The following is a 23,017-nucleotide window of genomic DNA, read 5'->3' as shown; positions in this document are numbered from 1 at the left end:
TTCCTGATCGCCTTCGCCGCTGGCATGATCAGATACCGATGAAGAACCGCATCACGGAACTCCGGGCCGAACGCGACTGGACACAGGCTGATCTGGCTCAGCGGATCAGCGTGTCGAGGCAGACGATCATCGCGATCGAAAAAGGCAAGTTCGACCCGAGCCTTCCCGTCGCCTTCCGCCTCGCCAAGGTGTTCGACCTGACGATCGAAGAAGTTTTTCTCGACGAGCAGTAGAGCATCATCCGAAGTAGCTGAACACCATTCGGACGGCCGCGGAAGCACCCGCGCCGGTAGATCGCCCGATCCCGTACGTGCGTGCTCGGAAAGAGCATCTGTCATCGCCGGCATGGCTTACGTGCGGTCCCATCACTTTGGAGAGGAAGCGTTGCCGTGATCGTGCCCAGACCTCTTCCGCGAGACCGAGGCTGAGATCCGTCCATTCGGGCCGCATGATCGCCTGGTAGAAGGTGATGAGCGGTTCCGCGATACGGTAGCGCGTCCGCCCCGACCGGAAGGCATCCTTCTCTTTGGTCAGAAGGCCGCAGTCTTCCAGGACGTTGAGCGGGTGGGCGATGTCGGGTGACTTGCGGCCCACATGACTCGCTATGCCGCCCCAGGTGTTACTTCCCTCCGCCACCGCGGAGAGGACTGAGTGGTAGAGCGCAGGATCGCGAATGTCGGTCTCCTCGGTCGAACTGCTTCGCCTTTTCGGCATGGCGCTCGCCCGGCAGACCGGCTCTCCTGTCGGCTATCCGTTCGCGGACTGGCGGGACGCGCTCACCTTCTTCTTCTCGCTCCCCCGAGACCGCCCGATGCCGCTGGTCATCGACGAGATTCCGTATCTGATGAAAGCCAATCCCGCCATCCCGTCCATCCTCATGCAGGAGATCGATCTGCGCGGCCGTACACATGGAGGACCTCAGCACGCAGTCTGCGGGTGGCCGTGCGAAGACATTCGTGAGCACGCTCGTCCAGGAAGGCGGTGAGTGTCTTAGGAGGGCGGGAGTACCAAGGGGGAGTCGAAGGTCATCGTCAGGTGGGAGACGGTGGTGGTGAGCAGGGCTCGTTTGGGGAGGCCCAGTTCGCTGAGTTCCTTGGCGATGGGGTGGTTGCCGAGCCTGATCAGGGCTCCGCCGGGGCGGGCGCGTACGCCGTGGGGACGCATCGTCCAGCCGGTGTGCCGGGTCACGCCGTCGAGCCGGGAGTAGGCGTCCATCGGGGTGGAGCCACCGACCACGGGCATTCCCGGACGGATCAGCAGGTCGAGGACGAGCCGTCCGTCCTTCCGCAGGACGCAGCGCTTGTACGGCGAGGTGAGGCGGAGGTCGATCTCCGCCAGCTCCTTGGGGAAGCCCCAGATCGTGCGTCCGGCCTCCATGGTGAAGCCCTGGTCCACCGGGAGCCAGTGGATGAACGCCCCGGTGCCGTTCAGGCGGAGGTCCTTCAACCCCGCCAGCACGCCGCGCGTGGGCGGGCGCCCGGCCTCCGGCGGGCGGACCATGAACGCCACACCGAACTCGTTGTAGGAGTCAAGGTCGCTGTCGCCGTAGCGGACGAACGCCAGCGTGCACAGGGCCTTGCCGGGGAGCACCTCGGTGACGTCCAGGTCGGCATAGGCGAGCACGGCCCGGGCGGCGTCGGCTCGCACCAGGTACATCGCGCTGCACAGCGTGGCGTCCCTGACTTCCACGGGCATCCTGACCAAGCGCCCCTGGATGAGATGGCTAGCCATAACCTCAAGTACACCAACCCGGGCCGCAGGGCGCCAGGGCCTGGATTCCAGGGGTCAGGCCGGGACGACGCGGTGGACGGCGGGGGCGGGGACGTGGACGGCCCATTCCTCCAGCCGGGCGACGAAGTCCCGCGCGTGGTCCGGCCAGTGGTAGTGGCCGCGGGCCTCGGCGTACCCACGGGCCGCCATCACGGCCCGCCGCTCGGGGTCGTCCCGCAGGCGGAGTACGGCCTGCGCCGCCGCGTCCACGTCGCCGTAGGGAACGATCATGCCGCAGTCCGCGCGTCCGACGATCGAGGCCGCCAGGGGCAGCGGAGTGGTGATCACGGGAATGCCCCTGGCCATGTACTCGACGACCTTCGTGGGCAGGGACTGCCGGTAGTTGGGCACGTCGTGCAGGAGCGAGAGCCCCGCCAGTGCCCCCTGGGCCATGCGCAGCGCGTGGTCGTTCGGCACGTACCCGAACCAGTCGAGCAGGCCCTCCCGCTGCGCGTCCCGCAGCATCGGGCGCACCGTCGCGTCGGCGGCCCCGATCAGGTCCAGGCGGATCCCGTGCGGGCGGAGCCTGCGGGCCAGCTCCAGCATCTCGGCGACGCCCCTGGCCTCGGAGAGGTGGCCGACGTAGACGAGGCGCCCGGCGCCCGGCGGGGGAGGCGGCGCGGCGGGCACGTACGTGGTGTTCGGGATCACCGGGTGGTTCCCGGTGAAGCGGTCGCGGTAGGCGGCCTCGGCGAGGATCAGGTGCAGGCGGCGCTCCGCCCGCCTCTCGATCCCGTTGATCAGGTGCGGGAGCATCCGGCGCGCGGACTCCGGGAGGTAGGGCTTGGTTTCCAGGGCGCCCACGATGTCCTCGTGTACGTCCCACACGGTCGTGGGACGGCGTCGTGGCAGGGCGAACAGCAGCTCGATGTCGTGGACGAGCAGCAGGTCGGCGTCCCTTGCGCCCTTCCTGAGCGCGCCGCGCGCCGCGTTGAGCGCGTGTCCCCGGCGCAGGCCCACGGCGCGCGGCACGTCGATCGCGCGGATCTCCTGGGGCGGAGTGACGTTGCAATGGGTGAACGGCGCGATGTACGTGACCTCGTGCCCGGCGTCGAGCAACGCGCGGATCTGCCGGTGCATGATCCGCGCGTCCTCCGGGTGGTGGACGATCGTGCCGACACATACCTTCATACGTCGATGCTGGGTGGCGTTCCCTTCCTGCCCGGATGCGCACCGTGAATCAGAACCGAAATGCCGCTTAACATCAGCCCTTCTGGCGGGCGCCGGGTGGCCCTACGAGGAGGGCCTGCGGTAGAGCCAGACCAGGCGCGGCTCCAGCAGCCACTTGAAGGCCGTGCGGGTCTCCGGCAGGCACAGGACGATCGCCAGAGCGAAGCAACTGCTGGTGATCGCCATGACGCCGAGCGGCCCGTGCAGCCACGGGTAGCTCAGCCAGCCCATCTCCTTGGCGATGAGCACGGGCACCCCGTGGAGCAGGTAGCAGTAGAGCGTGCGCGTGCCGAGGTCGGAGAACCACGTGGTCCCGCGCGGCACCAGCGCCAGGACCGCCACGGAGACGGTCAGGGCGGCGACCAGCAGGGCCGCGCGCATGCCCATGCCCATCCACCACGACAGGTGGAGCTCGGCGTAGCTGTCCTTGAAGTAGATCGGCCCGAGCGGCACGCGCTTGGAGATCAGGATCGCCACCCCGGCGGCCCCGACGAGCACCACCGCCGACACGATCTTCACCCAGAGGCGGTTCAGCATGTCGAAGTGGCGGGGCTGGAGCCAGAGGCCGAGCACGAAGAACGGCATCAGGCCGAAGAAGCGGTCCATGCTGAAGTCACCCGGCAGATCGGACAGCCCGGCGAGCAGGTAGACGGCGACCGCGATCGGCAGGGGATAGCGCATGCGCTTCCACACCGGGGTGGAGAGCCGCCAGAGGAGCAGGGCGAGCAGATACCAGTTGAGCCAGGCCGGGTCGATGATCGTCAGGCTCCACTTGTGGCCGAGCGCGAAGCGGAGCGCGGCGTAGCCGATCTCCACGATCACGTACGGCACGAGGAAGGTGTCGACGAGCTTGTTCGTCTTGGCGTTGGAGTTCCAGAAGTTCCTGCTCAGGTAACCGCTGATGAGCACGAACAGCGGCATGTGGAACACGTAGATGAACAGGTAGGCCGACCGGGCCGAGTGCGCCGCGAGCGTGGGCACCAGGGAGTGCCCGGTGACGACCAGCGCGATCAGCACGAACTTCACGTTGTCGAGGTACGGCTCGCGCGGGCGCTTCACCGGCGCGGGCGCGGGGGCCTCCTCGGCCTCGGGAGCGGAGTCGTCCCAGGCGGCCTCGCCGGCTCGCGCGGGCTGCCGGACGCCGGGCTGCCCGGCCCAGGCGGGGGGCGCCCCGTCGAAGGTAGCGGGGGAGGCGTCGGGTATCGGCCGCCGTTCCCAGTACGAGAAGCCGTCGGACGCGGTGCCCTCAGGCCGCTCCTGCGGCCCCGGCGGAGCCTCCCACGCGGGCACGGGCCCCCGGGCGGCGGGCGGCGTCTCACGCGCGGGCGCCTGCGGGACGTCGCGTACGGACGTGCCGCCCGTCGGCTCGTCCCACGTGGGCCTTTCGAAGGTGAACGTCTCTGGGTCGTCGTCGGACGCCGGCGGGCCGGTGTGCTCGCCGGGACGGGCGTGGACGCCCTTCCAGGACTCGTCGCCGGCGTTCGCGGCGTGCTCGGCGACCGGCCACAGGGGCTCCCGGGCGTGCCCGCCGCTGTGAGGCCGCTGCCGGTCCCACGCGCCCGTTGGGGGCTCGGCGTAGTCGGGGACCGGCCAGCGCGCCGTGGGCGCGTCCTCGACGGCGTCGGTGTCCGGGGCGGGGCCGGTCGGTGCCTGTCCTCGTCTGGCGGTGGCCCCGACCTCGTCGGCGTCGGTGGAGACGCCGTCGGTGCGTGGAGCCGGAACCTGGAAGGAGGATCTGGTGTCACTCACGGGGGAAACGCTCAGCCATCTGTCGGGAGACCAGGGGTAGCTTCTGACACTGGAAGGTGCCCTCGAAGGACGGCGGAATGGAGCGTGCGGGCGCGCCTGCCAGGTGATCCACCATAACGCCCTCGTCAGGGATTGTCGCGACGGAGTCAGAAGTTCAACCCTGAGGGAATCATGAGAAACGGCCCGGCCCCACAGGGGAACCGGGCCGTTTCCTTGATCGGCTCAGGTGCTGCAGACGTCCGTCTTGGAGTCGACCACGCGAGCGCTGTCAGGGATGGTGACCGGCACCTTGACACCCTTGAAGTCGGCGCCGATGACCAACTGGATCACCGGGCTGCCGGGTGCGGGAGTGGCGGTGGAAGGCGTGGGCGCCACCGTGGGGGTGAAGGGGGTGATGAGCCCGGCCGTCACCTTGCCGGCGGCGGGGGTGACCTTGGTCAGCAGCTTCGCGACCACAGGGGCGGCGTAGTCGGGTCCCGCGGCCGCGCCCTTGGCGTAGAGCACCATGGTCTGCGGGCGGTCGGTGCCGTCGGGCTTGCGCGCGTCGCCCACCTGGGTCACCTTGAAGCCCTGCGCCGCCAGCGCCTCGGCGACCTCCTTGGCCCTGCCCGCGGTGTTGGTGCCGTTGACCACCTGGATGCGCACCTCGCCCGGCTTGATCGCGGGCTTGGCGGGCGCGGCCGAGCCGGAGGACGCCGCGCTCGGCTTGGCCGTCGGGGTGACCTCGACGTCGGTGCGCAGCGACTCGAACATCTTCCCGGCGTCCGGCTGCTTCCACTGGACGCGGTTCTTGTCGGCGGGGTACGGCTCCCAGGGAACCGTGACGAACTTGACCCCCTTGGCGGTCAGGCTTCGGGCGCTCTGGGCGATCTGGATCAGGGTGTCCACGTCGAGCTGGGGGTCCATGACCACCGACTGGGCGGCGGCTCTGACGAGGTTCAGGAGCTTGGCGGGATCGGTCAGGGTGTCGCCGCTGGTCGCCTTCTTGGCCACCTGCGAGAGGAAGATCTGCTGGCGCTTGATGCGGCTGATGTCGCTGCCGTCACCGAGGGAGTGGCGCGCACGCACGTACGCGAGCGCGGTCTCGCCCTTCACGATCTGCTTGCCCGCCTGGAGGTCGAGCTTGGCCTGCTTGTCGTGGACGGCCTGCGGCACGCAGATCTGGATGCCGCCGAGCGAGTCGACGATGGCCTTGAAGCCGGTGAAGTCGACCTTGATGTAGTGGTCGACACGGATGTTGGTGGTCGCCTCGATCGTGTTGATCGTGCAGGCCATGCCGCCCTCGTTGAACGCCGAGTTGATCATGTCGACGCGGGGGGCGATCGACACCTTCGTACGCGCGTTCTTGCAGCCCGGGATCTGCACCATCGAGTCGCGGGGAAAGCTGATCAGCGTCGCCTTGTCGCGGTTCGGCGAGATGTGCATGAGGATGATCGTGTCGGTGCGCTCGCCCTCGCCGGCCATGTGCTGGCCGTACTTCTTGTTGTCGCCCGCGCGGGAGTCGGACCCGACGAGCAGCACGTTGAGGGCGCCGGTGGAGTTGACGGGCCGGTTGGCGTTGAGGTCGCCGCTGACGTCCTCGGTACGGACGTTGCCGAGCAGGTTGCGGTAGAGCGTGTACCCGGTCAGTGCGATGAGGACCAGCACGGCGGTGAGGGCGATGCTGATGTAGGCCAGGACCCGCTGGCGCCCGGTCTTCGGGTCACCGGGGGCCTTGCCGCCTCGGCGGCGCCCGCGCCGGCCGGGGTCGTCCGGCGGCGGGGGAGGGGGCTCGGCGGGGACGCCCCTGCGGCGGGAGCGCTTCTCCTCGACCGGAGGCGCGCCCTGCGCACCGTAGGCGTCGGGGGGGCCGTAGGACTCCTGAGATCGGTAGGCGTCCGGGGTGCCGTAGGCCTCCCGCACACCGTAGGGATCGCGTGAGTCGTAGGCCTCCGGCGTGCCGTAGGCGTCGCGGGTGCCGTACGGATCCTCCGGGCGCTGGGGGCCCGGGGGCTCCTGCGGGCCCTGGGGGGCGCCCCGGCGGCGGCGGGGACGCTCGGCCTCGGCGGGGGGGAGGCCGCCTGGGGGTTCCGGCGTCCGGCCTCGGCTCGACCTGCGGCCGGGCTGGCCCGGATCCGCACGTTGGTCCCTGACCGTGGCGCCGTGTCGGTGCTCGCTCATTTCGTCATGAGGTTAGGTCACCGGCCCGCTTCTGGGCAGCATGATCGGGTGAATAGGCTCATGATCATGAATACTCCAGAGGGGTCGACACGGCGGCCAAGCTTACCGACAGGAGGATATTTGCAGGAATATCCTAATCCGCTGCTTTACCTGGAATTCACAGAATTCGCAGGTAGTGGGCTGTCTGACCGATCCCTCTTTCCTGCGGTCATGAGTGCGGCGGCCAGGCATGCCAGCGGCACCGCGGGCAGGACGTAGCGGTAGTCGAACTCGGCGGTCGCGGCGGGGATGACCAGCAACGACAGGGACGTCACCCACGGCAGCGTCCACGGCGCCCCCGCAGGCTCTCCCCTGCGCCGGCGTACGGCCGCTCGGGGGACGGCCCCTCGGCGTACGGCTCGGCGTACGGCCGTTCGGCGTACGGCCGCGGCCACGGGAGGCGCCAGCAGGAGCGCCAGGAGCACCGTGCCCGGCAGCCGGACCACGTCCTGGTAGGCCCGCGTCCAGCCCGCGAACGGCTCGGCGACGCGCGTGCCGATGGGACCCCGCTCGTAGCGCACGGCGAACTTCGCGCCGGTGGTGGCGGGCTCGCGGCCGGGCGGGGCGGGGGTCACGGCGGGGAACTCGTAGTGGTCGTAGATCTCCTGGTCGGGGTACACCGGACGGCCCCAGGAGAACGACCGGGCCAGCTCGGACACCACCGAGGCCGCGTAGTCCACCGGCTGGCTGCGCAGGGCCAGGAACGCGAACCGCCCCGCGAGCCGGTCGGTGTCCGCGGTGAAGGTGATGCCCGGCAGGGCGACCAGCGGCGAGCCCGCGGCCCAGACGTACTCCTGCGACGGCGGCCGGCGCGCGGGCGGGGTGCCGTCGCAGAGCACCGCGAGGTCGGGCGGCGGGCGCATGACGCCGCAGTCGGCGAACGACATCGTGCGTGCGTACAGGAAGACGCCGTTGGAGCCCACGATGCCGAACCGGTGGTGCGTCGAGGAGAACCAGGCGGCGTACCCCGCGATCGGCAGCAGGGCCACGACGACGAGCACCCCCACCAGACGCAGCCCCCTGGTCAGTGGAGTGTCCCATCGGCGTGCCGCCATCGCCTGCCGGACCAGCAGCCAGGCCGCCACGACCGCGATCAGCGGCAGCCCCACCGTCCTGGTGAGCGTCGCGGTCGCCAGGAGCAGGCCGGTGGCGCAGGCCGTACGCCAGGTCAACGGCCCCATGGCGACGATGACGGCCGCGACGACCAGGAACATGAACAGCGTGTCCGAGACCAGGAGGTGCTCCAGCTCGACCTGGTAGGCGTCGAGCAGAACCGGCGCGGCGGCCAGCGCGCCCACCCGGCTCCGGCCGCGCAGGCGCAGTACGGCCGCGTAGACGAGCACGCCCGTCGCCAGGCCCAGCAGGTGCTGTACGAGCACCACGAACCCGAAGCTGTGGAAGGGCTCCAGCAGCCGGAGGAACATCGAGTACCCGGCGGGCCGTACGAGGTCGGGCCGGGGTCGCATCGCGGTGACCACGTAGGTGTAGGAGTCGGGGAACCAGAGCGCGGGCCGATAACCGATCATCGCCACCACCCGCAGCACCGCCCCGGCCGACAGCACCGCGACGAACCACCGATGCCGCCCGGCCAGGGCACGTAGGCCCCCACCGGCCCGCGGAGCCGGGGGGAACACCCCGATCAGTTCACGCATGCCGCCACCGCTCGACAGCGCCGACGATGAACCGCCCGGCCGTTTCGCACAGGCTGCCGCCGGTCCGCGTGACGCGGTCCCACCCGGCAGCCACCACTCCATACCCCCACACACGAACGATCCACGAGGTCGGGCCGTACGCTACCCGGTCCGACAGGACGTGCCCGCATCCACGCGGAGCGTTCCTGAGACTAGGCTCGCGCACACAGATGGACGGAACCTGGCTCGATCACTCGCGATGGCCGTCGGCTGGCCGGGTGCTCGCCGCGGTGTCGATCATGCCCGCCCTCGCCCTGGCGGGCTGGCTGCTCGCGGGGCTGCCCCTGCTCCTGCTCGGCTGGTTCCGCCCGCTGCCCATGCTGCTGCTCGGCGGAGCGCTCGCGGTCGCCCTGTGCGTGTACGGCGCGCGTCTCGCCCGCGAGGACGAGGCGGCCGACGCCACCGCCTGGCACGTCACCGCCACCTGCGGCATCGCCGCCGCCTCGGCCGTCTTCAACGGCCTGTTCCACAGCGAGCAGCTCGTCATCCGCAGGGATCCCGCCACCTACGCCCAGTACGCCGTCTGGCTGGCCGATCACGGATCCCTGCCGATCCCGTACGGCACGGCGGCGTTCGGCGGAGGCGATCCGGCGCTGGTCCCCCGCAGCGTGGGGGTCTACGACCACGGCGGCGCGATCGTGCCGCAGTTCATGCCGGGCGCGCCGATCGTCCAGGCCATCGGGCACTGGATCGGAGGGGTCTCCGGCCTGCTGCTGACGCCCCCGGTGCTCGGCGCCCTGGCCGTGCTGACCGTCGCCGGCGTCGTCGCCCGGCTGGTCGGGGCGCGCTGGGCCCCGCTCGCCGCGCTGGCCTTCGCGGTCGCGCTGCCGATCCTCTACACCTCGCGCACCACGTTCAGCGAGATCCCGTCGCTGATTCTGATCTTCGGGGGCATCGCCCTCACCGTCGACGCCCGCGCCCGCCCGCGCGCGGCGGCGCTCGCCGGGCTCGTCTTCGGCCTGGCCGTCCTGGTGCGCATCGACGGGCTCAGGGACGTGCTTCCCGTGCTGGCCTACGCCGGGCTGCTGATCGCGCTGCGCCGCGGGCGCGGCCGGGGCGAGAGGTACGCGCGCATGGGACTGCCGCTCCTCGGGGGCCTGGCCGTGGGCGTGGGGCTCGGCTTCGTCGCGGCCTACTTCCTGGCCAGGCCCTATCTCGGCTACCTGTCCGACTCCCTCGTCCCGCTGCTCGCCATCTGCGCGGTCGTCCTCGCGGCCACGGCGGCGGGCGCGGTCCTCGGGCCGAAGATCATCCCGATCGGGTGGAAGGCGGTGCGCACGGGGAGGGCGGCGCGATGGCTGCCCGAGCTGGCGGCGGGTCTGGTGGTCCTGGTGGCGCTCGGCCTGGCCGTACGTCCCTGGGTGCAGACCGTCCATCGGGTGGCGAGGGCCGAGGGCGACGTGCTCAACGCGCAGTTCATCATGATGACGCAGCTCGCCAACGGGCTGCCGCCCGATCCGAGCCGTCTTTATTACGAGAACTCCCTCTATTGGGTGATCTGGTACGTCGGCGTCCCGGTCGTCGTGCTCGCCACGCTGGCGGCGGCCGTGCTGGCGCGGCGCATGGCGCGGGGCAGGGGGTTCGTCTGGCTGCTGCCGCTGGCGATCATCGCGTGGACGACCGTCACCACGCTCTGGCGTCCCGCCATCACGCCCGACCATCCTTTCGCGTCGCGGCGGCTCGTACCGGTGATCGTCCCCGGCCTGATCCTGCTGGCGGTCTGGGGGCTGCGCTGGATGCGGGCGAGGGCGCGGCAGGCCGGGTACGGCTGGCGCGTCCAGCGCTCGCTGCTCGCGGCGGGCGGTGCGCTGGTGGTACTCCCCGCCGTGGTGACCTCGATCGGGACGGCGTTCACACCCGTCGAGCGCGGGGAGTCGGCGGCGGTCGCGAGGCTGTGCGCCGCGCTGCCCCGCGACGCCTCGGTGCTGATCGTCGAGCGCGTCACCGGCGACCGGTTCACCCAGGTCGTACGCGGCATGTGCGGCCTGCCGGTGTCCCAGGTCCGCCTGTCGGGTGATGTCGGCGCCGCCGCGGGCCGCGACGCCGACATCACCGTCGCGGCCCCAGCCGACGTGAGGCGCCTGGCCGAGCGCATCCGTTCCGCCGGCCGCCGCCCGGTCGTCCTCGCGGCCCAGCCTGCCCAGCTCGCGCCGTACGGCCCGGCCACCCAGGTCGTGCGACTCCGCACCCGCCAGGACGAGCGCTCCCTGGTCGACCCCCCGAACGGCACGTGGTCCCTGAGCATCGACGTCTGGATGGCCCTCCCCCCACCGAGTTGACCTTGAACTCCGCCGGTCGCGAGAGTGGTCCTCATGGACGCGCCCGCGAGCTCGCATTCGGCCGAGGAACTGTCGTTCGGAGGCGACCCCGACCGGGATCCGTGGTTACGGGCCTGGATATCGGCCCACCGCAGGCTGCTGGCCGTGTGCACGGCCGTGCTCGTCGTGCTGGGACTGGCAGGAGGCGGTGGCTGGTACCTGTACGACCGCTCACGCAGGCCCCTGCCGCCGCCGGACGGGCCCTGGCCCGAACACCTGGGCTTCACGGTCGGCCTTTGCGGCAAGTGGTCACCATCCCCCGCATGCACGCCGGCGGCTGAACTGGCCGCCAAGAAGCCGTCTGGCATCGAGGCCGCGCTGCGGGCCGTTCCCGAGATCGCCACGATCCGGTTCTCCGAGGAGCGGTTCGTCTCTCGCGGCGACCCGAACAAGTCCCTCTGGGTTTCACGTGTCATCAGTGGGATGGGCGACGCGTCCGACCAGACCTCCTACGTCAGCCCGGCGAACTTCGTAGGGACGGTGCGCACCCGCGACTACGCTCGCGTGGCCGCGCGGGTGAGGTCCATCGAAGGGGTGAGTTACGTCTGGTCCCAGGCCATGTTCTGGGAGGGCAAGGCCGACGTGGCGATCGACCTGTGTGCGAAGGGCCCGGGGCTGGTGTGCGGCGGCATCGACGACCGATCGGTGACCGAGCCGCAGAAGCGGGCCATCGTCGACCGGCTCTGGGACATCCCCGGGGTGGAGAAGATCTACTTCGAGGACCACGCCCACGTGAGGAAGATCCGCGAGCACTATGCCTCCGGAGACGCGGACGCCTCGGACGACCCGGCCATCGTCAGCGCGGACGACATGCGAGAGTCGCTGTACGTCAAGCTCACCGACCGCCGGGCCGTCGAGGTCGTCGGCGAGTCGATCAAGGACATGCCGGGGGTCCGGGTCGTCCGCAGGGTCGGAGCCGAGTGATCGGCGGCCGGGCGAGACGTACGGCGCGGAGTAGGGGCCGGGTGGGTGGGAAGAGGCCCAGGTGAGGATGAGGTGGATTCGAAGGCGGGCTCGGCACTGTATCCTCGCCCGACGTGAGTGTGACCGAGACGCCTGAGACTGGATCCGCCGTGGAAGCGAAGCCGTACGTCACGATCGTCCTGCCCTGTTACAACGAGCAGGACCACGTCATCGAAGAGGTCGAGCGCATCTGCGGCGCCATGGACGTCAGCGGTTACACCTACGAGCTGGTCGCCGTGGACGACCATTCCACCGACGAGACGCTCGCCCGCCTCCAGGAGGCCGCGCCCCGGTTTCCGAGCATGCGCATCGTGGCGTTCCACCGCAACGGCGGCTCGGGCACGGTGCGGCGCATCGGCACGCAGGACGCGCTCGGCGAGATCGTCGTGTGGACCGACGCCGACATGACCTACCCCAACGAGCGCATCCCCGAGCTCGTGCAGCTCCTGGAGAAGGACCCGACGATCGACCAGGTCGTCGGCGCGCGCACCAGCGAGCAGGGCTCCCACAAGGTCCTCCGGGTGCCGGCCAAGTGGTTCATCCGCAAGGTGGCCGAGCGCCTGGCCGGTCAGGAGATCCCCGACCTGAACTCCGGCCTGCGGGCCTTCAGGAAGTCGGTCTCCCTGCCCTACCTGCGCCTGCTGCCCCCCGGCTTCTCCTGCGTGACGACGATCACCCTGGCGTTCCTGTCGAACCAGCACGACGTGCACTACATGCCCATCGAGTACAGCAAGCGGGCGGGCAAGTCGAAGTTCAGCTTCATCTCCGACGCCTACCGCTACATCCTGCAGGTGCTGCGGATGGTGATGTACTTCAACCCGCTCAAGGTGCTCATGCCGCCCGCGATCTGGCTGGTCGTGATCGGTCTGGGCAAGGGCGTCGTCGACATGTTCCGGCACCCGTTCTACTTCCCGGCGAGCACGGTGATGCTCGTCCTGTCCGGGCTGATCATCGGATCGCTGGCCCTCCTGGCCGACCTGATCGTCCGGTCCCGGGGCGCCTGACGTGCGGGTCGCGATCGTCGGGCCCGCCTACCCGTACAAGGGCGGCGGGGCGCAGCACACCACGGAGCTGGCGCACCGGCTGGCGGCCCTGGGCCACGACGTCGTGATCGAGTCCTGGCGCGCGCAGTACCCCTCGTTCCTGTATCCCGGGCAGCAGACCATCTCGGCGCCCGAGGGGCGGCCGTTCCCTGGCATCCGGCGCGACCTCGACTGGCGGCGCCCCGACGGCTGGCTCCGCTGCGGGCGCCGGCTGCGCGGCGCCGACCTCGCCGTGCTGACCCTGTTGAGCCCCGTGCAGGTGCCCGCCTACCTGGGCATCCTGTACGGGCTGCGCCGCAGGACCCCCGTGGTCGCGCTCTGCCACAACGTGCTGCCGCACGAGCGCAAGCCGTACGACGCGCCGCTGGTGAAGGCGCTGCTGCGGCGGGCCGACCGGGTGCTCGCGCACTCCGAGGAGCAGGCGGGGCTCGCCCGCGACCTGGCGCCCGCGCCGGTCCGCGTCGCCGCGCTGCCGCCGCACCTGCCCACGAAGGCCGAGGCCAGGTCCGGTGGAGGGGTGCGGCACAGGCTGCTGTTCTTCGGCATGGTCCGGCCTTACAAGGGGCTCGACCTGCTGCTGCGCGCGCTGGCACCCGTCCCGGGGGTCTCGCTCACGGTCGCCGGTGAGTTCTGGGGCGGCCTGGACGAGACGCGCGCCCTGATCAAGGAGCTGGGCCTGGGCGAGCGGGTCGAGCTGCGACCGGGGTACGTCCCCGCCGGTGACCTGCCCGCGTTGTTCGCCGGGGCCGACGCCCTCGTGCTTCCCTACCGGAGCGCCACGGCCAGCCAGAACGCCTGGCTCGGCCACGAGCACGGCCTCCCGGTCATCGCCACCCGCGTGGGGGCACTGGCCGACCACGTCACCGACGGGGTCGACGGGCTGCTCGTCGAGCCCGGCTCCGTCGGCGCGCTCACCGAGGCGATCACCCGGTTCTACGCGGACGGCGAGCCCGAGCGGCTGCGCCAGGGCGTGAAGGCCGTGGACCCCGACCCCTACTGGTCGGCGTACGCCGAGGCCCTGCTCTCCTCGGAGGCATGACCGCGCGCCAGCAGGAAGCCCAGCCCGGCCCACAGGACGTCGGAGAGGGTGAAGGCCAGCCGTGACACGATCGCGATGACCAGCGCGCGCGGCGCGTCAAGGACGGGCGCGAGCACCAGCACCATGGCGCCCTCGCGGACCCCGATGCCGGCCGGGACGATCACGGTGAGCAGGCCCGTCACCCACGCGAGCGCGTACGCCCCGGCGGCGACGGCGAACAGCGACGGGCCGCCGGGACGCATGTCGGTGAGCAGCAGCCAGATGTGCACGCCGTAGAACAGCCAGCCGATCATCGTCCACGCGGTCGCGACCAGCATCGCCGACCCCGGCAGCACCCGGTCGAGCGGCTCCTTCCTGGCGATCCTCAGCACGAGGTTGAGCCCGAAGGTCAGCACCCGGGGATGCAGGCCCACGACGATGAGCGGGATCAGCAGCAGCAGGTACCAGGTCTGCCTGGCCACGGCCTGCGAGGTCAGCGGCAGCGTCACCGCAGCGAGCGCCAGCGCGCAGCCGAGCGAGGTCACAAGGGCCACCACCGTCGCGCCGAACGTGCGGCGGGGCGGGGAGCCGTGGTCGCGGGCCAGTTCCATCATCGCCGCGAACGCCCACACAGAGCCGGGGACGTACTTGCCGAGCTGCCCCATGAACAGGACCTTGGCGGCGACGCGCGACGGCAGCGGGGAGCCGAACCCGGCCAGCACGGCCCGCCAGGCAAGCAGCATGAACCCGAGGCCGGCGAGGACGGCGGCGAGGGACCCGGCCACCGTCCACCACGACAGCCTGCCGAGAGCGGCCACGGAGTCGTTCCAGTTCCTGGACAGCCCGTACGTGAGGAAAGCCAGGGCGACGAGCGCCAGACCCACCCGGAGCAGGGGACTCGATCGCAGGCGGCTCAGCATCCGCCCAGCGTACGATCACTCGTTACCAGCCGGTAGGTCCTCTCCCGCATCGTTACCCCATGCGGAGCCGTTCATGGTCGACACATAGGACCGGAGCCCGCACCGCGAACCCACTACTCTTGGGCGGCGTGGGTAAGGAACGCGTGGCGCAGCTTGAGTACTCCGAGCTCCAGACCGCGATGCTGGACGAGGCCAAGCGACGCCGCAAGGCCGCCAAGATCATCGCTGTGCTCGCGCACTTCCTGGGCCGTGATCCGGGTTCCCCCGTGCTCGACGGGCTGACCGTCGCCGACATCGGATGCTCGGCCGGGTTCATCGCCGACGAGCTGGCCTCCGCGGGCGCGCGCCGGGCCTTCGGGGTGGACATCGACGTCCCTGGCCTGCGCAGGGCGGCCGAGCGGTTCGGCAAGAGGGTCGAGTTCGTGTGCGCCGACGGCACCGCGCTGCCCTTCCCCGACGGGTCGCTGGACGTGCTGGTCTTCAACCACATCTACGAGCACGTGGTCGACCCCGACGCCGTGGTCAAGGAGATGCACCGGGTGCTCGCCGACGACGGCGTGCTGTACCTCGGCCTCGGAAACCGGCTCGGCGTGATGGAGCCGCACTACAAGCTGCCGTTCCTGTCGTACCTGCCGCCGTCGCTGGCCGATCGCTACGTCCGCGCGTCCGGCCGGGCCGACCACTACTACGAGCGCTTCCGCACGAGGGGCGGGCTGCGCCGCATGCTCGGGGACTTCCACGTCTGGGACTACTCGTTCCCCGTGCTCGCCTCGCCGGAGCGGTTCGCCGGCACCGAGCTGTTCCCCGGCGCCGTCGGGCGCGCCGCCCAGGGCACGCTGGCGAGGACGCCTCGCACGGCGCTGCGGGCGCTGCTGCCGGTCGTCCCGACCTACCTTTGGGTGGCGACCAAGACGCCCCGCGGGCCCCTCGGCCCCGCCCTCCCGCGGCCTCCCGAGCACGTACGCACGCCGTGACGCGCAAGAAGCTGGTCAGGTTCGCGTTCCTGCTGGTCGCGCTGGGGTTCGGGGCGTGGGCGATCGCGGGGCGGTGGACCCAGGTGGCCGACGGCTTCACCAGGCTCTCCTGGCCGCTGCTGGCCGGGTCCCTGGTCGCGGTGCTGGCGGCGCTGACGGCGGGGATGATGATGTGGCGGGCGCTGCTGGCCGATCTCGGCTCGCCGCTGCGGTTCACCGACGCGGCCAAGGTGTTCTTCGTGGGCCAGCTCGGCAAGTACATCCCCGGGTCGCTCTGGCCCGTGCTCGCCCAGATGGAGATGGGCAAGGACCTCGGCGTCCCCCGACCCCGCAGTGCAGCCGCCTTTTTCCTGACATATCCGATCTATCTGGTCAGTGGTCTCGCGGTGGCCCTCGTGACCCTGCCCGCGTTCGCCGGCGACTCGGTGGCGCGCTACGCGTGGCTGCTCCTGCTGCTGCCCCTGCTGGTCGCCGGCCTCCATCCCCGCGTCGTCAACACCGTCCTCGGATTCGGGCTCAAGCTGATCAAACGCCCCCCGCTGGAGCGCCCGCTGACCCGCAGGGGTGTGCTCACCTCGGTCGGATGGGCCTTCGCGGGCTGGGCGGCGTACGGGGTACACCTCGCGCTGATCGCCGCCGGGCTGGGCGCGTCAGGGCCGAGGGCCCTGGTGCTGTCCCTCGGGGCGTTCGCGCTCGCCTGGTGCCTGGGGTTCGTCGTCTTCGTCGCTCCCGCCGGGGCCGGAGTGCGCGAGGTGGCCATGGTGGCGGCGCTGGCGCCTGTGCTCGACGGGGGCTCGGCGATCGCGGCGGCGCTGTGCTCGCGCCTGGTCGTGTCGGCAGGGGACCTCGTCTGCGCCGGGCTCGCCGGCCTGGCCGCGCGCCGCGCCGAGACGGTGCCGGCGGCGGCTCGGAACGACTGATGTTTCCCCATTGGTCGCCGGCGAGAAGGATGAAATGGCCTGTGATTTCTCTCACGGATTTGGGGAGCCCCGCAATAGAGTGAAGTCGATGGGGATCGGCGGCGACGGTGCCGGCGGCAGCCGGTGGGACATTTCAGTGACCCTGCCGGTTCGCACGAGCAGGCGGCCTTCGCCCGCATCTGGTCTCCGTCCCTGACCGGCCCGGAGACCCGAGAGGAGCGATCGCTCTTGACGCCCCGAGTGCTCGTCGACGCCGCAGCCGTTCCCGCGGATCGCGGGGCCCTGATCCGCTATGTCGACGGGCTCCTTGCCGCGCTCGACCGGGCGGGCGCCGATCTCGCGGTCGTCTGCCAGCGGGCCGACGCCGAGCGGTACGGCAAGATCGCCCCCTCCGCCCGCGTCATCCCCGGGCCTCCGGCGATCTCCAGCAGGGGCACCCGGCTGGTCTGGGAACAGACCGGCATACCGGTGCTGGCCCGCCAGGTCGGGGCGCAGGTCATCCACGCCCCCTTCTACTCGATCCCGTTGCACACCGGGATTCCCACGGTGGCCACCGTGCACGACGTGACGTGGTTCACCGAGCCCGAGCAGCACAACACCGTCAGGGCGTCGTTCTTCCGCGCCGCCACGCGTACGGCGGTCCGCAACGCGACGCGCGTCATCGTGCCGTCCAAGGCCACCCGCGACGAGCTCGTACGGGTGCTCGCGGCCGACCCGACGCGCATCGACGTCGCCTACCACGGGGTCGACACCGGGCTGTTCCACCAGCCGTCCGAGCAGGAGATCAAGAGGACGGCCGGCCGCCTCGGCCTGCACGGCCGTCCCTATGTCGCCTTTCTCGGTGCCTTCGAGCCCCGCAAGAACGTCCCGAACCTCGTCAAGGGGTTCGGCCAGGCCGTCAGCGACCTGCCGTCGCCGCCCGCCCTGGTGCTGGCCAGCGGAGCCGGCTGGAACGACGAGGTGAACGCCGCGATCAGCGAGCTTCCCGTCACCGTGCGGGTCGTCCGCCCCGGCTACCTCTCCTTCGCCGACCTGCCGGGCTTCCTCGGCGGCGCCGTCGTGGTGGCGTTCCCCTCGCGCGGCGAGGGGTTCGGCCTGCCCGTCCTGGAGGCCATGGCCTGCGGCGCGCCGGTGCTCACGACCCACCGCACGTCCCTGCCCGAGGTGGGCGGTGAGGCCGTCGCCTACACCGAGCCGGACGCCGAGAGCATCCGAGACGCCCTGAAATCGTTGCTGGAGTCGCCGGAGCGGCGCGCGTCGCTCTCCGCCTCCGGTATCGCCCGTTCACGGGAGTTCACGTGGGATGCGTCGGCTGAGGCTCATATGGTGTCCTATCAACGTGCGGTCGATCAGTGAGCTAGCCTCACGGTGTGACGGAGAGCTACTCGCCGGAGTCGGCGCACCTTGAGGCGATTCTCCTTGTGGGCGGGCAGGGCACCAGGCTCCGCCCCCTGACCTTGAGCACTCCGAAGCCGTTGCTCCCGACGGCCGGTGTCCCGTTCCTCGCCCACCAGCTGGCGAGGGCCAGGTCGTTCGGCGTGCGCCGGGTCGTCTTCGCGACCTCCTACCGCGCCTCGATGTTCGCCGACGTCTTCGGCGACGGTTCGGCGTTCGGCCTCTCGCTCGAATACATGACCGAGGAGAGCCCGCTCGGCACGGGCGGGGCGATCCGGAACGCCGCCGAGGCGCTGACCTGCGGATCCGACGCGCCGGTGCTCGTGCTCAACGGCGACATCCTGTCCGGTCACGACATCTCCGAGCAGGTCGGGCTGCACGTCTCGCGCGGGGCGGCCGTCACGCTCCACCTGACCGAGGTGGACGACCCGTCGAGGTTCGGATGCGTGCCGAGCGACGCGGACGGCCGGGTCACGGCCTTCCTGGAGAAGACCCCGAACCCCGTGACGAACCGCATCAACGCCGGGTGCTACGTGTTCCAGCGGTCGTTCATCGACCAGATCCCGGCGGGCCAGGTGGTCTCCGTCGAGCGCGAGACCTTCCCCGGCCTGATCGCCTCCGGCGAGCTGGTGCTCGGGTACGCCGACCGGTCCTACTGGCTGGATGTGGGTACCCCCGCGGCCTTCGTCCAGGGGTCGTGCGATCTGGTGCTGGGCCGCCTGGCGTCTCCGGCGCTTCCCGGTCCCTGCGGGGAGTTCCTCGCGCTGCCGGAGTCCAGGGTCTCGCCGAACGCCAAGGTCGCCGGTGGCACGGTGGTCGGCCCCCGGGCCGTCGTGGAGTCCGACGCCTCCGTCCGGGGGAGCGTGCTGTACGCCGACTGCGTGGTGGAGTCCGGTGCCACGGTGGTCGAGTCGGTGGTGGGCGTGGGCGCCCGCATCTGCTCGGGGGCGGTGCTGAGGAACGCCGTGATCGGTGACGGCGCGGTCGTCGGCCCCGGCAACGAGCTGCTGGCCGGCGCCCGCGTCTGGCCCGGCGTGACGCTGCCCACGCGCGCGGTCCGCTTCTCCAGCGACATCTGACCGCACGAGCGGTCCGGGCGGACTACCGCTGCACGGGCGGTCCGGGCAGACCATCGACGCCGACCGTTCGCTGATCGCGTTCCTCCCGGACTGGCTGGAGGCGGTTACGCTGCCGCTGATCCCCACCGGCCTGGCGTACCGGGCTCGCCATACTCCCCGGCCGGACCTGCCAGCCTCGCAGCACTAGACCGACGCCACCGGGAAAGAGACAGGACTCATGGAGGACTCAGTGAGCCCTCACCGGCGCGCGGCAGTCTCGGCCACGGTTGCCTCGCGACCGGAGGGTGTCATCCGTGACACCGTCAATCTGACGGGCTCAAAAACTCTGCGATCCTGGCACGAGAAAAGCCCTGCGCCTAGCCTGAAGTTGCGACGCTCCAGGAAAGGCCAGGGCTTATGAATCACCGTAGCACCATGGACCTACGTCCAGAGATGTCCATCGGCGAGCGACTCGCGGTCGCACGGCGCTATCGCGGGCTCAACCAAGAGGTCCTCGCCGAGCGGGCCGGCGTGCATGTCGACACCATCCGCAAGCTGGAGCAGGGTCAGCGCCATTCCGCGCGCCTCTCAACCATCAACGCGCTGGCGAACGCCCTGGGCGTGGACACCTCGGCGCTACTACTGGGCATCGACCAGGAGCAGGACCGGGAGAACCCGCGACTGCTCGCACTGCGCCAGTCCCTCCTGCCGGTCAGCGACTTTCTGCCCTCGACCGACGATGACGAAGAGGACACCCCGCCCGGCGTCGGCGCTCTACGCCGCTCCGTCGAAGACGCGTGGGGCAGTTACCACCGCGGCGAGTTCACCGCCTTGGCCGAGGTCGTGCCCCGACTGCTGACGGAAGCGCGCATAGCGGTCCGGGAGCACACCAACGGCGAAGCCCAAGAGGCCAGCGCCGTACTGGCGAAGACGTGCCAGCTCGGCGCGCACGTCCTCGCCCGGATGCAGATGGACGACCTCGCACTCCTCGGGCTGGACCGGGCGCGCACCGCCGCCCAAGGGTCGGGTGATCCGCTGCTGCCCGCGATGATCGCCAACAGCGTTGCCTGGATCTTCATGCGCACGGGCAGACTGGGCGACTCCGAGCACGTCGCCATCGCCTCGGCCGACTCGATCGAGCCGAGGTTCCGCTCATCCTCGGCGGGGCATGTCGCGGTGTACGGCGGGCTACTGCTGTCGGCCGCAGCCGCCGACGCCCGGCATCGCCGATATGACGCTGCCCGGGAACTGCTGAACGTCGCTCAGGCTGCGGCACAGCGCGTCGGGGATGACTCCACCGACCGATGGACCAGCGTGTTCGGACCCACATCCGTGGCCATGCAAGCCGTGGCGGTCGAGACGGCCGCAGGCGAATGGGGTACGGCGCTACAACTAGCCCGCCGCGTGCCCATGACCGGCAAGACCCCTGACTCCTGGAAGGCATGGTTCCTGCTCGACGTCGCTCAGGCGCAGATGGAGACCTACCGCGACAACGACGCCACCGAAACCCTCCGCGCGGTCCGGCGGGCTGCGCCGGAGTGGCTGCGTCGCGCCGGCCTGGCCAAGGTCGTGGTTCGCGAACTGCTGGGGAGGCCCACCCCGCCGCGTGGCATCCACGCGTTGGCCGATTTCGTGGGGGTCGCGCACTAATCGCGACGTGACAGCACTGCTGCGAGTAGTGGGTTTCGTCCCTGTGACGGCGATCAAGGCGGCCCTACCGTCGTAGGCGTGACTCTGCGCGATGGGGCCGTCACGCGAGTGCGGCTCTGCGCTAAAGCGGGGACCCGCAGGCGCGGTCACGCCGTACGGGTCCCCTTGGCCGCACGCTGGAGGTGCAACCCAATGGGAAAGCCTACGGGCAGCGACGAAAACCCCGCGATCGTCGGGTGGTCCGTCTTCAAGTCGGATAAAGGACGATTTTGGGCGAGCAGGCACCGCCCCTACGAGCCCGCCGCCGAGAAGGCCGGCGCGTGGCGCACCGTCGACGGGGACGACCTCGCCCAGGTCTGCATGGCCATCGCCGAACAGGAGGCCCTCGCCACGGTGGCGACCGGATGGTGACGCCGTCACGCGTCGAACGCCAGCTCGCTGTGCTCAACCAGGACAACCCGGCCTGGAGGATCACAAGACCCCTACGCCCGGACGGCAGCTCGATGGGCTGGTGGGCCTTCCGGCGTGTCCCGCTGACCCCCTCTGAGCGGTGCGCGGGCCTGGTCCCGAGCATCGCCCGGGGTGACGTCGTAGCGCTGGCCATGGAGCTGGCGGCGCAGGACGACATCGCGCACCGGGCGCGGTACTCGGCGGGCGCGCCGTGAGCGAGCGCCTGGAGACGTACCTGAGCGCCTTCCAGGGCAACGCCGACCACGGGGTGCACATCCCCCGGTGGCGGGGCACAGGCGGAGCGGACCGGGTCACCTGGTTTCCCGCATGGAGCGGGGAGGAGCGCACCCGGGTGCTGCGCTGGACGTGCGAATGCCGGCTCAGGGTGTACTACCTGGTGACCGGCGGCGGGCGGGCGTGGGTACGCCGCAAAGCCCGAGCCGCGCCCATCAGCGATCAGGTGAAGACGAGCGACACCGAGCGCATGCGATACCCGGACGCCGAGATGCTGTGGGAACGGATCCTGCTCGGACGCGCCCGATAGACCGGCGCGGCGGGCCTGAGCCGTGCGGGCGGGGTCCGCCGCGTTCTCCCTCCACATAGAACAGGAGACCGTTCTCGGCCGACGACCACCGTACGCGCGGGAGCCGGGGCGCCCATAGCCTGGCAGCGTGCGAGAACGCTGGTGGCGCCCGGGCCGGGCCCTCGACGTGGAGCCGACGATGGCGCCGCATCGCCGGGGGAGCGGCGACCCCGCCTGGCAGCTCGCACCCGACAGGGCGATCTGGCGCACCTGCCGCACGCCCGAGGGGGCGGGCACGCTCCGGGTCACGGTCCGGCCGGGCGAGGCTGTCGTCGTCGCCCAGGCGTGGGGCCGGGGGGCCGAGTGGATGCTGGAGACCCTGCCGGAGCTCCTCGGCGCGCAGGACGAGATCTCCGGCTTCCAGGGGCTGATCGAGCGGCTGGGGCCTGACGGCCACCCGCTGATCAGGGAGCTGGCCACGCGGTACGGCGGGTTGCGCGTCGGCCGTACGCTGCGGGTGTTCGAGGCGCTGGTGCCGGCGGTGCTGGAGCAGAAGGTCGTCGGCCGGGAGGCGTGGCGGGCGTGGCGGTGGCTCCTGCGGACGTACGGCGAGCCCGCGCCGGGCCCGGCTCCCGCGACCATGCGGGTCTTCCCCGAGCCCGAGGTGTGGCGGAAGGTCCCCTCGTGGGACTGGCACCGCGCGGGGGCGGAGGCCGTACGGGCCAGGACGATCGTGAACGCGGCCCTGCACGCCGAGAGACTGGAGGCGTCCGGGCCGGCGGAGGCGGACAGGTTGTTACGGGCGCTGCCCGGCATCGGGGTGTGGACGTCGGCGGAGACGCGGCAGCGCGCCCACGGTGACCCGGACGCCGTCTCGGTCGGTGACTACCACCTGCCGTCGCTGGTCGGGTGGTCGCTGACCGGCAGGAAGACCGACGACGCCGGGATGCTGGAGTTGCTCGCTCCCTACCGGGGGCACCGCCACAGGATCATCCGCCTGCTGGAACTCGGCGGGCGCAGGCCACCGGCGCGCGGCCCTCGGATGGCCGTTCGCGACTATCGAGCCTTCTGACCGGCGGACCCTCGGGGTACGAGCGCCGCTCGTCGGGCGCCTGCGGCGTGCTTGACTTCCAGTCGCGGCCGTCGCGCGTGTCGGCGCCGAAGAGCGGGGCGAGCAGGGCCGCCGCGACGATGAAGGCGAGGACC

The 23,017-nt window shown here is 71.1% G+C and carries 22 protein-coding genes; 15 read left to right on the top strand and 7 right to left on the bottom strand.

The features are described 5' to 3' along the window. Positions 1–38: 38 nt before the first annotated feature. Positions 39–233 carry a helix-turn-helix transcriptional regulator gene (locus ACGFIV_RS10205; RefSeq protein ID WP_103961967.1) on the top strand — a complete coding sequence of 65 codons (195 nt, stop codon included), beginning with the start codon at positions 39–41 and terminating at the stop codon, positions 231–233. Between the two features lie 4 nt (positions 234–237). Here the strand turns inward: ACGFIV_RS10205 and ACGFIV_RS10200 are convergent, their stop codons facing one another. After that, positions 238–594 (bottom strand): hypothetical protein, encoded by a 357-nt coding sequence (locus ACGFIV_RS10200; RefSeq protein ID WP_358548829.1) that lies wholly within the window; start codon positions 592–594, stop codon positions 238–240. Positions 595–673: 79 nt separating this feature from the next. On the opposite strand from ACGFIV_RS10200, the gene ACGFIV_RS10195 reads away from it, so the two are divergent. After that, positions 674–985, top strand: a complete 312-nt coding sequence (locus ACGFIV_RS10195) for a hypothetical protein (protein ID WP_358548832.1) — start codon at positions 674–676, stop codon at positions 983–985. Positions 986–990: 5 nt separating this feature from the next. Here the strand turns inward: ACGFIV_RS10195 and ACGFIV_RS10190 are convergent, their stop codons facing one another. The 5 genes from ACGFIV_RS10190 to ACGFIV_RS10170 form a co-directional block, all read right to left on the bottom strand. Further along, positions 991–1,695: an acetoacetate decarboxylase family protein gene (locus ACGFIV_RS10190; protein WP_358548945.1), complete on the bottom strand. Its 705-nt coding sequence runs from the start codon at positions 1,693–1,695 to the stop codon at positions 991–993. Positions 1,696–1,785: 90 nt separating this feature from the next. Then, a complete protein-coding gene (locus tag ACGFIV_RS10185) occupies positions 1,786–2,901 on the bottom strand; it encodes a glycosyltransferase (RefSeq protein WP_358548835.1) in 1,116 nt (371 codons plus the stop codon). Positions 2,902–3,003: 102 nt separating this feature from the next. Then, positions 3,004–4,689, bottom strand: a complete 1,686-nt coding sequence (locus ACGFIV_RS10180) for an acyltransferase family protein (RefSeq protein WP_358548837.1) — start codon at positions 4,687–4,689, stop codon at positions 3,004–3,006. Positions 4,690–4,911: 222 nt separating this feature from the next. After that, on the bottom strand, positions 4,912–6,849 hold the full coding sequence (locus tag ACGFIV_RS10175; RefSeq protein ID WP_358548840.1) for an LCP family protein: 1,938 nt from the start codon (positions 6,847–6,849) through the stop codon (positions 4,912–4,914). 146 nt (positions 6,850–6,995) lie between these two features. Beyond that, a complete protein-coding gene (locus ACGFIV_RS10170; RefSeq protein ID WP_392833746.1) occupies positions 6,996–8,540 on the bottom strand; it encodes a hypothetical protein in 1,545 nt (514 codons plus the stop codon). Positions 8,541–8,749: 209 nt separating this feature from the next. On the opposite strand from ACGFIV_RS10170, the gene ACGFIV_RS10165 reads away from it, so the two are divergent. The 4 genes from ACGFIV_RS10165 (at position 8,750) to ACGFIV_RS10150 (ending at position 13,942) form a co-directional block, all read left to right on the top strand. After that, on the top strand, positions 8,750–10,858 hold the full coding sequence (locus ACGFIV_RS10165) for a hypothetical protein (RefSeq protein WP_358548845.1): 2,109 nt from the start codon (positions 8,750–8,752) through the stop codon (positions 10,856–10,858). 33 nt (positions 10,859–10,891) lie between these two features. Next, complete coding sequence (locus ACGFIV_RS10160; RefSeq protein WP_392833742.1) at positions 10,892–11,821, top strand: permease-like cell division protein FtsX; 930 nt, start codon at positions 10,892–10,894, stop codon at positions 11,819–11,821. A 149-nt stretch (positions 11,822–11,970) separates the two neighbouring features. Beyond that, positions 11,971–12,864, top strand: coding sequence for a glycosyltransferase family 2 protein (locus tag ACGFIV_RS10155; RefSeq protein ID WP_358548849.1), 894 nt, complete (start codon positions 11,971–11,973; stop codon positions 12,862–12,864). A 1-nt stretch (position 12,865) separates the two neighbouring features. Next, complete coding sequence (locus ACGFIV_RS10150) at positions 12,866–13,942, top strand: glycosyltransferase family 4 protein (RefSeq protein ID WP_358548851.1); 1,077 nt, start codon at positions 12,866–12,868, stop codon at positions 13,940–13,942. Here the strand turns inward: ACGFIV_RS10150 and ACGFIV_RS10145 are convergent. After that, a complete protein-coding gene (locus ACGFIV_RS10145) occupies positions 13,897–14,841 on the bottom strand; it encodes a lysylphosphatidylglycerol synthase domain-containing protein (RefSeq protein ID WP_358548853.1) in 945 nt (314 codons plus the stop codon). The two genes, ACGFIV_RS10150 and ACGFIV_RS10145, sit on opposite strands and share 46 nt — an antisense overlap. A 128-nt stretch (positions 14,842–14,969) precedes the next feature. Between ACGFIV_RS10145 and ACGFIV_RS10140 the strand changes: the two genes are divergently transcribed. The 9 genes from ACGFIV_RS10140 (at position 14,970) to ACGFIV_RS10100 (ending at position 22,883) form a co-directional block, all read left to right on the top strand. Next, entirely contained in the window at positions 14,970–15,815 is an 846-nt protein-coding gene (locus ACGFIV_RS10140) for a class I SAM-dependent methyltransferase (protein WP_358548856.1), read from the top strand. Next, complete coding sequence (locus tag ACGFIV_RS10135) at positions 15,812–16,735, top strand: lysylphosphatidylglycerol synthase transmembrane domain-containing protein (protein ID WP_358548859.1); 924 nt, start codon at positions 15,812–15,814, stop codon at positions 16,733–16,735. The genes ACGFIV_RS10140 and ACGFIV_RS10135 overlap by 4 nt, the downstream gene beginning before the upstream one ends. 228 nt (positions 16,736–16,963) lie before the next feature. After that, a complete protein-coding gene (locus ACGFIV_RS10130; protein WP_358548862.1) occupies positions 16,964–18,091 on the top strand; it encodes a glycosyltransferase family 1 protein in 1,128 nt (375 codons plus the stop codon). Between the two features lie 14 nt (positions 18,092–18,105). After that, positions 18,106–19,209, top strand: coding sequence for an NDP-sugar synthase (locus ACGFIV_RS10125; RefSeq protein ID WP_358548865.1), 1,104 nt, complete (start codon positions 18,106–18,108; stop codon positions 19,207–19,209). Between the two features lie 414 nt (positions 19,210–19,623). Further along, complete coding sequence (locus ACGFIV_RS10120) at positions 19,624–20,838, top strand: helix-turn-helix domain-containing protein (RefSeq protein WP_358548867.1); 1,215 nt, start codon at positions 19,624–19,626, stop codon at positions 20,836–20,838. A 192-nt stretch (positions 20,839–21,030) separates the two neighbouring features. After that, a complete protein-coding gene (locus ACGFIV_RS10115) occupies positions 21,031–21,249 on the top strand; it encodes a hypothetical protein (RefSeq protein WP_358548869.1) in 219 nt (72 codons plus the stop codon). Continuing rightward, positions 21,243–21,503 carry a hypothetical protein gene (locus ACGFIV_RS10110; RefSeq protein WP_358548871.1) on the top strand — a complete coding sequence of 87 codons (261 nt, stop codon included), beginning with the start codon at positions 21,243–21,245 and terminating at the stop codon, positions 21,501–21,503. The genes ACGFIV_RS10115 and ACGFIV_RS10110 overlap by 7 nt, the downstream gene beginning before the upstream one ends. Next, the gene (locus ACGFIV_RS10105) at positions 21,500–21,832 is read left to right on the top strand and encodes a hypothetical protein (RefSeq protein ID WP_358548873.1); all 333 of its coding nucleotides are present in this window, start codon (positions 21,500–21,502) and stop codon (positions 21,830–21,832) included. The genes ACGFIV_RS10110 and ACGFIV_RS10105 overlap by 4 nt, the downstream gene beginning before the upstream one ends. 127 nt (positions 21,833–21,959) lie before the next feature. Beyond that, the gene (locus ACGFIV_RS10100) at positions 21,960–22,883 is read left to right on the top strand and encodes a DNA-3-methyladenine glycosylase 2 family protein (protein ID WP_358548876.1); all 924 of its coding nucleotides are present in this window, start codon (positions 21,960–21,962) and stop codon (positions 22,881–22,883) included. The last annotated feature ends 134 nt before the right edge of the window (positions 22,884–23,017 follow it).

Source organism: Sphaerisporangium sp. NPDC049003 (genome assembly GCF_043197795.1).
GTDB lineage: Bacteria > Actinomycetota > Actinomycetes > Streptosporangiales > Streptosporangiaceae > Sphaerisporangium.
This window is presented reverse-complemented; position numbering and strand designations above follow the sequence as displayed.